The organism is Streptomyces sp. SID3343 (assembly GCF_009865215.1).
Taxonomy (GTDB): Bacteria; Actinomycetota; Actinomycetes; order Streptomycetales; family Streptomycetaceae; genus Embleya.
The window spans coordinates 1-13,090 of record NZ_WWJX01000321.1; the positions used below are offsets into that span (position 1 = coordinate 1).

At 68.0% G+C, this 13,090-nt stretch carries 16 protein-coding genes and 1 pseudogene; 9 read left to right on the forward strand and 8 right to left on the reverse strand.

The annotated features are described in order from the left end of the window. Positions 1-238: 238 nt before the first annotated feature. The 3 genes from GT354_RS10880 to GT354_RS10890 are packed head-to-tail and all read left to right on the forward strand — an operon-like array spanning position 239 to position 1,415. Positions 239-682 carry a DUF2089 family protein gene (locus tag GT354_RS10880; protein WP_202511745.1) on the forward strand — a complete coding sequence of 148 codons (444 nt, stop codon included), beginning with the start codon at positions 239-241 and terminating at the stop codon, positions 680-682. Next, entirely contained in the window at positions 682-942 is a 261-nt protein-coding gene (locus GT354_RS10885; RefSeq protein WP_161356079.1) for a hypothetical protein, read from the forward strand. Before GT354_RS10880 ends, GT354_RS10885 begins: the two co-directional genes overlap by 1 nt. 41 nt (positions 943-983) lie before the next feature. Continuing rightward, entirely contained in the window at positions 984-1,415 is a 432-nt protein-coding gene (locus GT354_RS10890) for a DUF2089 domain-containing protein (RefSeq protein ID WP_161356080.1), read from the forward strand. A 185-nt stretch (positions 1,416-1,600) separates the two neighbouring features. On the opposite strand, the gene GT354_RS53755 is transcribed toward GT354_RS10890, so the two are convergent. Together GT354_RS53755 and GT354_RS55735 are read right to left on the reverse strand one after the other, a co-directional pair. Then, a complete protein-coding gene (locus GT354_RS53755; protein WP_346011972.1) occupies positions 1,601-2,050 on the reverse strand; it encodes a MarR family transcriptional regulator in 450 nt (149 codons plus the stop codon). Between the two features lie 93 nt (positions 2,051-2,143). Then, a pseudogene (locus tag GT354_RS55735) lies at positions 2,144-2,386 on the reverse strand (helix-turn-helix domain-containing protein); the annotation flags it as partial. Positions 2,387-2,574: 188 nt separating this feature from the next. Here GT354_RS55735 and GT354_RS10900 point away from each other — a divergent pair. From GT354_RS10900 to GT354_RS10915, 4 genes are all read left to right on the forward strand, one after another. Beyond that, entirely contained in the window at positions 2,575-3,258 is a 684-nt protein-coding gene (locus GT354_RS10900) for a DUF4097 family beta strand repeat-containing protein (protein WP_161356082.1), read from the forward strand. Between the two features lie 14 nt (positions 3,259-3,272). Next, complete coding sequence (locus GT354_RS10905; protein ID WP_161356083.1) at positions 3,273-4,259, forward strand: ATP-binding cassette domain-containing protein; 987 nt, start codon at positions 3,273-3,275, stop codon at positions 4,257-4,259. Continuing rightward, positions 4,256-5,047: an ABC transporter permease gene (locus tag GT354_RS10910; protein ID WP_161356084.1), complete on the forward strand. Its 792-nt coding sequence runs from the start codon at positions 4,256-4,258 to the stop codon at positions 5,045-5,047. The genes GT354_RS10905 and GT354_RS10910 overlap by 4 nt, the downstream gene beginning before the upstream one ends. A 467-nt stretch (positions 5,048-5,514) precedes the next feature. Further along, positions 5,515-6,144: a metal-dependent phosphohydrolase gene (locus tag GT354_RS10915; protein ID WP_237534608.1), complete on the forward strand. Its 630-nt coding sequence runs from the start codon at positions 5,515-5,517 to the stop codon at positions 6,142-6,144. 16 nt (positions 6,145-6,160) lie between these two features. Here the strand turns inward: GT354_RS10915 and GT354_RS10920 are convergent, their stop codons facing one another. Next, a complete protein-coding gene (locus tag GT354_RS10920; protein WP_161356086.1) occupies positions 6,161-6,430 on the reverse strand; it encodes a DUF4031 domain-containing protein in 270 nt (89 codons plus the stop codon). Between the two features lie 61 nt (positions 6,431-6,491). Here GT354_RS10920 and GT354_RS10925 point away from each other — a divergent pair, with 61 nt between their 5' ends. Then, positions 6,492-6,881: a hypothetical protein gene (locus GT354_RS10925; RefSeq protein WP_161356087.1), complete on the forward strand. Its 390-nt coding sequence runs from the start codon at positions 6,492-6,494 to the stop codon at positions 6,879-6,881. A gap of 570 nt (positions 6,882-7,451) precedes the next feature. Here GT354_RS10925 and GT354_RS53765 read toward each other — a convergent pair. Then, positions 7,452-7,649: a DUF397 domain-containing protein gene (locus tag GT354_RS53765; protein WP_346011971.1), complete on the reverse strand. Its 198-nt coding sequence runs from the start codon at positions 7,647-7,649 to the stop codon at positions 7,452-7,454. Continuing rightward, positions 7,646-8,470: a helix-turn-helix transcriptional regulator gene (locus GT354_RS10935; protein ID WP_161356088.1), complete on the reverse strand. Its 825-nt coding sequence runs from the start codon at positions 8,468-8,470 to the stop codon at positions 7,646-7,648. Before GT354_RS10935 ends, GT354_RS53765 begins: the two co-directional genes overlap by 4 nt. Positions 8,471-8,649: 179 nt before the next feature. On the opposite strand from GT354_RS10935, the gene GT354_RS10940 reads away from it, so the two are divergent. Then, complete coding sequence (locus GT354_RS10940; RefSeq protein ID WP_161356089.1) at positions 8,650-8,817, forward strand: hypothetical protein; 168 nt, start codon at positions 8,650-8,652, stop codon at positions 8,815-8,817. Between the two features lie 81 nt (positions 8,818-8,898). Here the strand turns inward: GT354_RS10940 and argS are convergent, their stop codons facing one another. The 3 genes from argS to groEL form a co-directional block, all read right to left on the reverse strand. Then, on the reverse strand, positions 8,899-10,623 hold the full coding sequence (argS, locus tag GT354_RS10945; RefSeq protein ID WP_161356090.1) for an arginine--tRNA ligase: 1,725 nt from the start codon (positions 10,621-10,623) through the stop codon (positions 8,899-8,901). 502 nt (positions 10,624-11,125) lie between these two features. Next, positions 11,126-11,710, reverse strand: coding sequence for a Uma2 family endonuclease (locus GT354_RS10950; protein WP_161356091.1), 585 nt, complete (start codon positions 11,708-11,710; stop codon positions 11,126-11,128). 231 nt (positions 11,711-11,941) lie between these two features. Next, positions 11,942-13,090 (reverse strand): chaperonin GroEL (gene groEL, locus GT354_RS10955; protein ID WP_161356092.1); only part of this gene is annotated, 1,149 nt, incomplete at its 5' end.

Below are 13,090 nucleotides of genomic sequence, written 5' to 3' on the forward strand. Positions count from 1 at the left end.
CACCCCCGCCACGACCCACGACCCACGCCCGCCAAGCCGAAGCACGCGGCAACCGCTCCCCCCTCCGATTCGCCCGATGCCGTCTGCCTCCGCCCGGGCGTGGCCCCGGCCACCCGCCGCGTGCCCCCACCGACTTGGTGAATCGCGAACGAAAAAGAGCCCCCGGCCGGAACCATCAACCACCAAATCAAGAAAATCAATATCTGCTCGTTGACTCCTTAAAAAACTCAATGTACAAATGAAGAGTCAGTACATTGCCGAGGGCAAGGGAGGCCGAGTGGTGGACTGGCAGGAACTGACGGACCTGACCCGCGGGCAGCCGTTCGTGGTCGAGCGGGTTCGCCTCTCGGGCAGCGGGGTCGTGATCGAGGGGCAGTTCGAGCCGCCGCAGTTGGCTCAACTCGGGATCGAGGACCAGGTGTTCGTGGCCGCGTTCGTACGGTCACACGGTTCGATCAAGGAGATGGAGCGGACCTTCGGGGTCAGCTACCCGACGATCAAGTCCCGGCTGAAACGGATCGCCGAGCAGCTCGACTTCGTGGACACCGACCCGGCACCCACCGGCGAAACCGCCGGCGCGTCCGCCACCACCGCCGCCACCACCGCCGCCGATGTCGTCGACCGCCTGCGGCGAGGGGAGATCAGTGCCCTGGAAGCGCTGACCGAGCTGGAGGGGACCTGATGGTCCCGCAGCTGGTGACGGTGCGCTATCGCCGGTCCGACGGCCGCCGGCGGCGGCTGTACATACCCGTTCTGCCGGTACTGCTGGTGCTGTCACCGCTGGTGCTGCTCGCCGCGCTCGCCGGCGTGGTCGCGTGCCTCGCCACCGGGGCGCGCCCGATGGGTGCGCTGCGCGGCGTGGGGCTGTTGCTGTGGGCGCTGCCCGGCACCCGGGTCGAAATCGAGCAGGGCCGAACAGCCGTGTCGGTGATCGTCAGATGAGCCGGACGCGTTCGGACGAGTCCTGAGGAGAAGGAGCAACAATGAACGAACAACGCCGTCAGGTCCTGCAGATGCTGGCCGAGGGCAAGATCACCGCTGACGAGGCCGAGCGCCTGATCGACGCCCTCGAACGGGAACGGCCCGAGCCGCCGCCCGGAGCCGCGTCCCGCCCGAAGCCGCGACCCAAGTACCTGCGCGTCGTGGTGAACGCGGCGGACGAGCTCGGCGGCGACGGGACGAGCCGGGTCAACCTCAGGGTCCCGCTACAGCTGCTGCGCGCCGGGGTCCGTCTCACCAGCCTTCTCCCTCCGCAGGCCCTCACCAAGGTCAACGCGGAGCTGAACAGGTCGGGAATATCGATCGACCTCGCGGAACTCAAGCCACAGCACCTCGAAGAGTTGATCGAGCAACTCGACGGGGTCGACATCGACGTCGACTCCCCCGATGCGCAGGTGCGCGTCTTCTGCGAGTGACACCGCCACGACGCCGGACGCCCGCCCTCGAAGTCCCGGCCGCCTCGCCCGCGTTGGCCGTCCCGGCCCCGGCATCAGCCGCCGAGTAGGCCCGCAGGTATCGCGCATGCACGTCGACCGACCCAGACCGTCGAGACGGCTGCCCATCCGCGCGAACGACTGTCCGTTCGCGAACGACTGTCCGGCTATCCGTGACCCGGACCCGACTCACTGCCGCCCGAGCGCACCTCGGGTTTCGCGAAGAGGACGTCGCGGACCTGCTCCGCGGCGCGCAGGATGCTCTCGCTGATGAAGTCGCTGTAACGGGCGATGTTTTCCAGCCGGATGGCAGCCGGGGTGTCGCGCCCCAGGATGCCGACGCCCTGCCGTGCGACCTCGGCGAGTTGGGCGGTGCCGCGGGCACTGGCGATCGTCGACTGGTACCAGACGTCGTCGTCGACGATGTAGCGCTCCCGGCGACCTGCGTCGCGTTCCCGGCGGACGAGGCCCTGGCTCTCAAGAAACTCGATCGCCTTGGAGACCGACGCCGGGCTGACCTGGAGGCGCTGGACGAGTTCGGACGCGGTGAGGCTGCCGTCGGCGACGAGAAGGCATGTCAGCACCCTGGCCATCATCTTGGGCACGCCCTGGTGCATGAGGAGGGTCGTGAACGTCTCCTCGTACTCGCCCACGGCCTCGGCGTCGCGCCCGTCGCTCCGTGCCGGCGCCCCCGGCCCTCGGGGCGAGGTCGGCTTGCGCCGTAGGGCACGGCGCTCGGTGGCACGGTGGGCCAGGTCGGCGCGATAGGCGGTAGGGCCGCCGTTGCGCATCACCTCACGCGTGACCGTCGAGGTGGGGCGCTCCAGATCCCTGGCGATCTCCGCGTAGGCGAGGCCGTCGGCCAGTCCGAGCGCAATCCTCTGGCGGTCCTGCTGGGTGAGTCTGCCTCCCGGCATCGCAATCTCCTTCACATTCCTCGATGCTCCCAGCATAGCGTTCACTCTCACGCCATTGCAACGCCCGCAAGGACCATCATTGCGTTAGCCAAACTATCATTGCAACGAAATACAGCCTCTAACCTGCAATGACACCATGTCTGCGCAACAAACATATTGAGCGATCCACAAACGCAACGTAGCGTTTGCGATATCAGAAACGCCGCTCGGCACCGGAGGACACCATGCAGACGTTCGCCACCCCCGCCCCGATCACCGCCGTCCTGGACATCCCCGCAGGGCGCGTCCGGATCATCGCCGCCGACCGCGCCGACACGATGGTGGAGGTCGGGCCCGAAAACGCCTCGAAGGGCCGCGACGTCCAGGCGGCGGAACAGTGCAAGGTCGCATACCGCGACGACGACGGCAACGGCGTCCTACGGATCGAGGCCCCGGCCGCCAAGGGCCAGTACTTCGGCCCGTCCGGCTCCATCGAGGTGACCGTCCGGCTGCCTGCCGGCTCCCGCGTCGAAGCGAAGGCGTCCTGCGCCGAGTTCCGGGCCGTCGGACGCCTCGGCGACATCACCGTCGACGGCGCTAACGGCTCGATCGAGATCGACGAGGCCGCCGGCGTCCGCCTCGCCGCCCACGCCGGTGACGTCGCGGTCGGCCGCCTGCACGGCCCTGCCCAGATCAGCATCCAAAAGGGCGACATCACCATCACCGAGGCCGGCCCCGGCACGGTCGTGCTCCGCACCCGCATGGGCGACGTTTCGGTCGGCGCGGCCCCCGGCGTCTCCGCCTCCCTGAACGCCGGCACCGGCTACGGCCGGATCGACAACACCCTCACGAACACCGACGGCGGAGCGGCCGGCCTGACCGTCCACGCGACCACCGACCACGGCAACATCAGCGCTCGCAGCCTCTGAAGGAGCACCCCACCATGACCGATCCGGCCATCGCGGCGAACGGGCTGCGCAAGTCCTACGCCGACAAGACCGTGCTCGACGGCATCGACATCGTCGTGCCCGAAGGGACGATCTTCGCCCTGCTGGGCCCCAACGGCGCCGGCAAGACCACCGCCGTCAACATCCTGTCCACCCTCATCACCGCCGACGCCGGCGAGATACGGGTCGGCGGGCACGACTTGGCCGCCGACCCGCAGGCGGTACGGGCCACGATCGGCGTGACGGGGCAGTTCTCCGCCGTCGACAGCCTGATCACGGGCGAGGAGAACATGCTCCTCATGGCCGACCTGCACCACCTGTCCAGGCGCGAGGGCAAGCGGGTCGCCGCCGAACTGCTGGAGCGCTTCGACCTGACCGCGGCCGCGAAGAAACCCGCCTCCACCTACTCCGGCGGCATGAAGCGTCGCCTCGACCTCGCCATGACACTGGTCGGCAACCCGCGGATCATCTTCCTCGACGAACCCACCACAGGCCTCGACCCGCGCAGCCGCCACAACATGTGGCAGATCATCCGCGAACTCGTCGCGGGCGGCGTCACCGTCCTTCTCACCACCCAATACCTCGACGAGGCCGACGAACTCGCCGACCGCATCGCGGTCCTCAACGACGGGAAGATCGCCGCCGAGGGAACCGCCGCGGAGCTCAAGCGACTCGTCCCCGGCGGCCACGTCCGGCTCCGATTCGCCGAACCGCGCGCGTACGAACGCGCCGCCGCCGCCCTGCACGAGGTCACGTGCGACGACGAGTCGCTGTCGCTGCAGATCTCCAGCGACGGCAGCCAACGCGATCTGCGCTCCATCCTCGACCGCCTCGACTCGGCCGACATCGAGGCGGACGAACTCACCGTGCACACCCCCGACCTCGACGACGTGTTCTTCGCCCTCACCGGCCACCCCACCGCCACGAACGACCCTGCCGCGCCTGCCATCGCATCCGCCGCCCGGAAGGAGACCGCGCGATGAGCTCCCTGTCCCTCGCCGTACGCGACTCGAACACCATGTTGCGCCGCAATCTCCTGCACGCGCGGCGCTACCCGTCAGCGACCCTGAACCTGCTGCTCACGCCGATGATGATGCTGCTTCTCTTCGTCTACATCTTCGGCGACGTGATGAGCGCGGGCATCGGCGGCGCCGGCGCGACCCGCTCCGACTACATCGCCTACATCGTCCCGGGCATTCTGATGATGACCGTCGGCAGCACGGTGATCGGGGCCGCGGTGTACGTCTCCATGGACATGACCGAGGGCCTCATCGCCCGCTTCCGCACGATGGCCGTCTACCGCGGCTCGGTGATCATCGGGCACGTCGTCGGCAGCCTGCTGCAGTCGATCGCGAGCGTGGTCCTCGTCGGCGCCGTCGGCGTGGCCATCGGCTTCCGCTCCACCGACGCCACGGCCCTGGAGTGGGTGGCGGCGTTCGGGCTGCTCACGCTGTTCGCCCTGGCGCTCACCTGGATCGCGGTCGGGATGGGCATGGCGAGCCCGAACCCCGAGGCGGCCGGCAACATGGCCATGCCGCTGATCCTCCTGCCGCTCATCTCGAGTGCCTTCATCCCCTCCGACACGATGCCGGGCTGGTTCCGGCCGATCGCCGACTACCAACCGTTCACGCCGGCCATCGAAACCCTGCGCGGCCTGCTGCTGGGCACCGAGATCGGCTACAACGGGTGGCTCGCCGTCGCGTGGTGTGTGGGTCTCGCGGCGCTCGGCTACCTCTGGTCGATGTCCCAGTTCAACCGCGACTCGAAGTAGCGGCCATGACAACGCGGCCACGTGCCGCAACTCGTCCCGCCCGGGACGGCGTACTCCGACACCCCGTCGGCGCATGCCGTCCTGTCCGGGTATCCGCCCCCGGCCCCGGCCTCCGCCGGCCGGGTCCATGGACTTCGTCGGCTCGGAACTCGCGCCGAACGCACAGCCGTTCGGTCGGCGCAACCGCCCCACGCAGCCGTGCGCGACGAGGCACACGGTGGCCGGCTTCGCGCGACACGGCGAAGCGGACCGAACACCTGCCTACCGAGGCGCCGGGCCACATCCGAACCCTCCGCGCCCTCCGAACCCTCCGCGCCCTCCGCGCCCTCCGCGCCCTGGCGAACTGCCTGTGATCTGCGTCAATTACGAGTGAACCGCGAGTGTCGCGGCGGTTGGTGGTCGGCTTCGCTCGCTCGTTCTGCCATGCTGGCCGGGTGGAACGCATTCAGGAGTCCGCGACCGTGACGCTGCGAGACCAGTGGGCCCGTCTCGTCGGCCGGCATGCCGAGGCCGGCGCCGTCGTCGAGAGCCTGCTCGCGCGCTACGCCGAGCCGCACCGCCGCTATCACGACACCGACCATCTGCGCACCGTGCTCGACCTCATCGGCGAGCTCGTCTACGAGGCCGACGACGCCGACGCGGTGACCCTCGCCGCGTGGTTCCACGACGCCGTCTACGACCCGGCCCGCGCCGACAACGAGGAACGCAGCGCGCGCCTCGCCGAGCGCGGCCTGCGCGAGGCGGGCGTGGCCCCGGAGCTGATCGCCGAGACGGTGCGTCTGGTCCGGGTCACCGCCGAGCACGCACCGGGCGAGACCGACCACAACGCGCATGTGCTGTGTGACGCGGACCTGGCGATTCTGGCCGCCGACCGCGAGCGCTACGAGGCGTACACGGCCGCGGTGCGCGAGGAGTACTCGTTCGTGCCGGACGAGGCGTTCCGGGCCGCGCGCGCTGCGGTACTGCGCGACCTGATGTCGCTGCCCCGGCTGTTCCACACGCGGTTGGGCGCCGCGCGCTACGAAGAAGCGGCCCGCTACAACATGCGCGCCGAGTTGGAGCGCCTGGAAGGCACCATCCCGCGCCAGCAGTCGTAAATCTTCCTCCCCGGGCTCAGCGCGGGGTGTAGCGCTTCCGCTGCCGCAGCCCGGCGGCGGTCAGCCGGACCACCAGCTCCCGGCTGGACACCGGCACCGCACCGCCGGCGATCGCCCGGTCGTACAGGTCGGCGGGCACGTCGTAGTGGTCCCGGTCGAACGCCCGCTCGGGCGCGCCGAGTTCACGCGCGAACGCATGCAGTTCGGCGTGCGATACGTCACTGACGAGGTGCGACCACAGACGGCCGCGTCCGGGCCAGGCGGGTGGGTCGATGAGTAGGGCCACACTTGATTCTCGTATACGCCGCGATTCTCGTGTACGCCGCGATCCCGCACACTTGTGGTCTATGAGCATCCAGGACCCGACCGACCGAGCGTTGTTGACCGCCCGCGCCCTCGTACTCGCCGACCTGCGCGTACACGGCGTCGAGAGCCCCGAGGTGGTGACCCTCGTCGAGCACGCCCTGGTGGAACGCAAGTGGTGGGTCGAGCAGTGGCCCGAGGGCGCCGCGTACGTCCCGGGCCTGATCGCCCAGGACGTCCAGGAGGCCCTTGCCGAGCAGGGCACGGTATGGCCGCCGTGCCCGCTGCACGACGACCACCCGCTCTACATCGAACCGGAACTGGGCGAGGACCCGGACTGGGTATGCGAAAAGGACGCGGTCGCGGTGGCGGAACTGGGCGGCTTGGCGGGGGGACGTCCGGAGAGCGAGCAGGCTGCGGAGGAGGACGCGTAGACGGCGCGCCCGTCCGTCTCGCCGAGCCCGGTCGCCCGCCGAATCGGAGCAACGCTCCAATATGAGAACAGCCCACTGAAACAAGAACAGTGCTCACAATCTGGGTGAGCCATCCGCAGCCCCCAGCACCTCGAAACGAGAGCCCTGCACCGAAACGAGAGCAGCGCTCACATCCCGGACTCGGCCTCCGAAGCCAGAGCAGCGCCTCGAAACGAGAGCAGCGCTCACGCTTCCACTGTCGCGCCCGCAAGCCGAAACAAGAGCGGCGCTCACATCCCAGACCCGGCGCCCGAAGCCAGAGCAGTGCTTCTAAACGAGAGCGGTGCTCACACCCGAGATCGGGCCTCCGAAGTCAGAGCAGGGCCTCGAAACGAGAGCAGCGCTCACGCTTCGACTGCCGCGCCCGGAAACGGAAACAAGAGCGGCGCTCACGTCCCAGACATGGCGCCCGAAGCCAGAGCAATGCTTCGCAACGAGAGCGGTGCTCACGCTTCGACTCCTGTGTCCGCAACCCGAACGACCCGGAGACTCCATGGAGCATTCCGGGCCGTTTCCGTACCTGCCGACGACTCAAGCAGTCCTGATGGACCCGATCAGGACTGTCCAGGACGCGGGGTCGACGGCGATGTGACCGACGCTCAGGTCCTTGGAATCGCGAACGCCGATCCGATCCGAGACCTGCGCCGATTCGACGCAGTCACCACCTTGGCTACTGCTGTGACTTGATTTGCGCCACACGATTGAGCGCGAAAACCGTTCGTTGTTCACAACTTCCCCAAAATGCCGGTCAAGAACTCTTCCGTCTTCGCGCGGGACAAAGCATCGGCACGGAGCAGGTCATAGCGCCGTTGAACGTTGGCGACGATGGTCGGATCCGTGAGAATTCTTCCACTTCCCACCGGCTCCTCGTACACGCAGTCGTCTCCCCCGGTGAACGACAGCAGCGTCATGAGGCCAAACATGCCCACGTGTTGGCCATCCTCAAAGGGCGTCACCTGGACTCTCACGTTCGGCAGCCTGGAGACATTGAGGACATGCTCAAGTTGCGGCTGGACCAGCCCATGCACCTTCGGCCAGCGCCTGAACATGGCTTCATCCAACACGAACCAGACATCAGGCGGATCGCTCCGCGTGAGGACTTTCTGACGCGCCATGCGTGCCTCGACGTGTTCGTCGATCCTCTTCGCCGGTTGCGCGTGCCCGATCTCATAAACGGCTCGCGCATACGCTTCGGTTTGCAGCAGCCCGGGGATCAGATGAGATTCGAAGTGCCGGATCTCAACGGCCTGGGCTTCCATTCGCAAATATCGAGCGAACCAGTCCAGTTGCGGACCATCGTTCAGCTTTCGCCAAAGCCGCATCAACGTCCCCGGGATCCGGATGGCTGCCTCCGCACGTTCGATGAACGGCTTGGGCGGAAGCAGCGTCCCCAACTCGTAGGCGCTGACCGTTTTCCGCGAGCAGATCGTGTACTGCCCCAGTTCCTCTTGCGTCATGCCCACGGCTTCCCGTTGAGCAGCGATCTCCTCACCGAGGTGCCTCAAGATCCACGACTGGGACTGCGGCTCGATCTTCTGGCGTGACGTCATAGCCTTCTCCGACGCGTCCCCCTGGCATGTCTATGGCCTGCATCGGGCAGCGCTCGCGCGTAACCGCAGACGTGCGGACCGTAGCCAACGGTAACCCTTCGGGCGTTTGCTGAGCAGGAGAACAGCACTTCACACACCTCAGGACGTGACTCGTGGGCATCCTGCAAGGACAAAGCGGAATGACCATCTCCGTTTATCGGATCGACGGCAACGGCACCCGCCGGCTGATCAAACCGCCGACGCACTACGAGGTCCACGCCGGCGACCCCCGCCCGGCCTACCCCGCCAACGACCCACCCTGTACCTGCTATCTCTGCCACGCCGAGCGGAACCCCGAGCCCCGCTGACCCCCAACCGCACGCAGCGTCGGACCCGGACCGGGCCCGACGCCGCCGCGCATGGCCGAGGGTGTCGCGCCGGCCCCGCCCCTACATCCGGTCGGGGGCCTCGATGCCCAGGAGTTCCAGGCCAACGGCCAAAGTGCGCGCGGTGAGGTCGCACAACACCAGGCGTGACCGCAGGACTTCGCCCTCCGAACGCAGCACCGGGCACCGTTCGTAGAAACCGGTGAACGCGGTCGCGAGGTCGAAGAGGTAGTGCGCGAGGCGGTGGAACTCCAGCGAGTCGGCGACTTCCGCGATCAAGCCCGGGAACGCGAGGAGTTGCAAGGCCAGCGTTCGTTCGTCGGGTTCGGCGACGACCAGGGCCTCGGTCCCGCGTGGGGCCTGGACGCCGGCCTTGCCGAAGATCGAGCAGATCCGGGCCCGGGCGTATTGCAGGTACGGCGCGGTGTTGCCGTCGAAGGACAGCATCCGGTCGTAGTCGAAGCGGTAGTCCTTGAGGCGGTCCGTCGACAGGTCCGCGTACTTGACCGCGCCGATCCCCACTGCCCGGGCGACGGCCGCGCGGCTCTCCTCGTCCAGGTCCGGGTTCTTCTCGGCGATCGCCGCCGCAGCCCGGATCACGGCTTCGTCGAGGAGGTCCACCAGCTTGACGGACGCCCCGGCACGGGTGCGCAGGACCTTTCCGTCGGAGCCGAGGACGGACCCGAAACCGACGTGCTGCGCCCGCGCGGAATCGGTGAGCCAGGACGCGTCGCGTGCCGTCTCGAAGACCATCTCCAGGTGCCGGCTCTGGGGCGAACCGACCACGTACAGCAGGCGGGTGGCGTGCAGCACCCGAAGCCGGCGGCGGATGGTGGCCAGGTCGGTCGCGGCGTAGCCGAACCCACCGTCGCTCTTTTGCACGATGAGCGGCAGCGGTTCCCCAGTGCGGTTGGTGAACCCCTCGGGGAAGACGCACTTGGCGCCCTCGCTCTCCCGCAGCAGCCCGAGCGCATCCAACTCGTCGACCACCGCATGGAGTTGGTCGTTGTAGAAGCTCTCGCCGAAGAAGTCCTCCTCGGTCAGGCGCACTCCCATGCGCGCGTACACGGCCATGAAGTACTTCTTGGATTCCGCCACCAGCGTGTGCCACAGCCGCAGGGTGGTCTCGTCGCCCGACTGAAGCGCGACCACGCGCTTGCGGGAGCGGTCCTTGAACGCGTCGTCGGCGTCGAACTTGCCCCGGGCTGCCTGGTAGAAACCGTTGAGGTCGCCCACCGACAACTCGTGCGCGGCCTCGCTCTCCCCGATGTCGAGGAGGTGCTCGATCAGCATCCCGAACGGGGTGCCCCAGTCGCCGAGGTGGTTTTGGCGCACGACCGTGTGCCCCTGCCACTCCAGAACCCGCACGGCGGCGTCGCCGATGATCGTCGACCGCAGGTGGCCGACGTGCATCTCCTTCGCGGTGTTCGGCGCCGAGTAGTCGACGGTGATCGTCTCGGGCCGCTCCGGGAGAGGCACCCCCAGACGCTCGTCGTCGGTGATCCCCGCGAGCAGTCTGCCCAGTACACCGGGCGCGACGGTCAGGTTGACGAAGCCCGGACCGGAGATCTCCACCGCCGAGCACAGGTCGTCGAGTCGGGCATGGCCAAGGATCTCGGCGGCGATCTCGCGCGGGTTGCGGCCCAGACGTCGCGCCAACGCGAGCGCCCCGTCGCATTGGAAATCCGCGTGCTGAGACCGACGGGTCGAGGGATCCACGGGCATCCCCGCAACCTGCTCGAACGCCGACGCCAGCCGCTCGGTGAGCAGCCCCTCCAGATTGACCATGCGCCGAACCTAGCCCACGGAGCGTCACGGCCGGTTTGATTTTCGGTGGCGTGCGGCGCTCACTTCGTCGGGCGACCGTACGAAAAAGCCCGAGTCGCAGCCCGGACCGTACCGGTAAGCCCCCGTCGTGGGGGCGGCGTTGCTTCTTGTCGGGCGGCTTCGCCGCCGGCTCGCGGAGCAACACTTTCTGCTCCCCCGCTTCGCTCCTCCGCAGAAAGTGTCACTCCGCTCGTGACCTTCGGTGCCTCCACTTCGTTCCGGCACCGAAGGTCTGGAGCGCTTCGCGCTGCGGCCGGGGGCCGCTCTCCTCGCTTCGCTCGTCGATCACACGGTGGGCCGTGGTGAGTGGGCGCTGACGCGCCGGGGGTGGGCGTGGTCGGGCGTCCCCGGGGTGGGGCAAGGCGCAACGGCGGCGCGCACTTTCTTGGACCCCGAATCCCGCACCGCCTCCCGAGCCCGGTCGAACGCGGCCCGAGCCTCGGATCGACCGGCGACTACCGGCTCAGCGAGGAAAGTTCGAGGTGTCCAGCTCGATGCCGAAGGGCTCCGGGATGTCGATCGTCGTTCCGAACGCGATGTGCAGGAACCGTCGATACTTGCCCCGGTCGGGCTCGGAGAACAAGGTCACGGACGGGCCTGCGGGGTCCCAACGATCAATGAGCAGGTACAGCGGAACAGGCGCCTGGGCGTAGGCGTCACGTTTGGTCTCTCGGTCGCGCTTGGCGTTGCCTTGCGAAGTGACCTCCGCGACCAGGAGGGCGCGGTCTGCCGGAGTCGGCGTCGCGGTGTCTTCCCGAGGAACGATGGCCAGGTCCGGAATGTAGAGCCGACCGAGCGAAACGATCTCCACACCGAGATTCGTGAACGCTCCACAACCTTTCGGGGCGGCCTGCCGCAGCAACGCGGCGATCTCTTCGACGATCAATTCGTGTGTGTGCACGGGTGGCGGCGACACCGTGATGTTCTCCCCGTCTACCTCGACGCGCCAACCTTTGGGCACATCCAGCTCTTGCCACATGGCGACCATCTGGAGCCAAGTGGTGCCCGTCTCGATCACGGGTGCGGTCATGTCCTTCACCTCGCCCACCTCGATCCACGCTGTACAGGAGCGATGCCGACGTCGCCCGGAGACCTTGTCAGGGTAAGCGGGCTGCGCCACTCGAACGAGCGAACACGCTTCGAACAGTCCCCGCGTACGCGAAAGAGGCGGCCCCCAAGGGGACCGCCTCTCGCGTCAAGCCACTGCCACTGCCACAGCTACTGCTCTGGCACAGCTACTGCCACCGACTGTGCGTCAGGACATCGGACCCCTGGGGGATCAGAAGTCCATGCCGCCCATGTCCGGAGCGCCGCCGGCCGGAGCCGCGTTCTTCTCCGGCTTGTCGGCGATGACGGCCTCGGTCGTCAGGAACAGCGCGGCGATCGACGCGGCGTTCTGCAGCGCGGAGCGGGTGACCTTCGCCGGGTCGATGATGCCCTCGGCGATGAGGTCCACGTACTCGCCGGTCGCGGCGTTGAGGCCGTGACCCGGGGTGAGGTTGCGGACCTTCTCCACCACGACGCCGCCTTCGAGACCGGCGTTGACCGCGATCTGCTTCAGCGGGGCCTCGACGGCCAGGCGCACGATGTTCGCGCCGGTCGCCTCGTCGCCGTCGAGGTCGAGCTTGTCGAACGCGATGGTCGACGCCTGGAGCAGAGCCACGCCACCACCGGCGACGATGCCCTCTTCGACGGCGGCCTTCGCGTTGCGCACGGCATCCTCGATGCGGTGCTTGCGCTCCTTGAGCTCGACCTCGGTCGCGGCGCCGGCCTTGATGACGGCAACGCCGCCGGCCAGCTTCGCGAGACGCTCCTGGAGCTTCTCGCGGTCGTAGTCCGAGTCCGAGTTGTCGATCTCGGCGCGGATCTGGTTCACGCGACCCGCGACCTGGTCCGAGTCGCCGGCACCGTCGACGATGGTCGTCTCGTCCTTGGTGACGACGACCTTGCGGGCGCGGCCGAGGAGTTCGAGACCCGCGGTGTCGAGCTTGAGGCCGACCTCCTCGGAGATGACCTGGCCACCGGTGAGGATGGCGATGTCGCCGAGCATGGCCTTGCGACGGTCGCCGAAGCCCGGAGCCTTGACGGCGACGGACTTGAAGGTGCCGCGGATCTTGTTCACGACGAGCGTGGCCAGGGCCTCGCCCTCGACGTCCTCGGAGATGATCATGAGCGGCTTGCCCGACTGCATGACCTTCTCCAGAAGCGGGAGGAGGTCCTTCACCGAGGTGATCTTCGAGTTGACGATGAGCACGTAGGCGTCCTCGAGGACGGCCTCCATGCGCTCCATGTCGGTCGCGAAGTACGGCGAGATGTAGCCCTTGTCGAAGCGCATGCCCTCGGTGAGCTCAAGCTCGAGACCGAAGGTGTTGCTCTCCTCGACGGTGATGACGCCTTCCTTGCCGACCTTGTCCATGGCCTCGGCGAT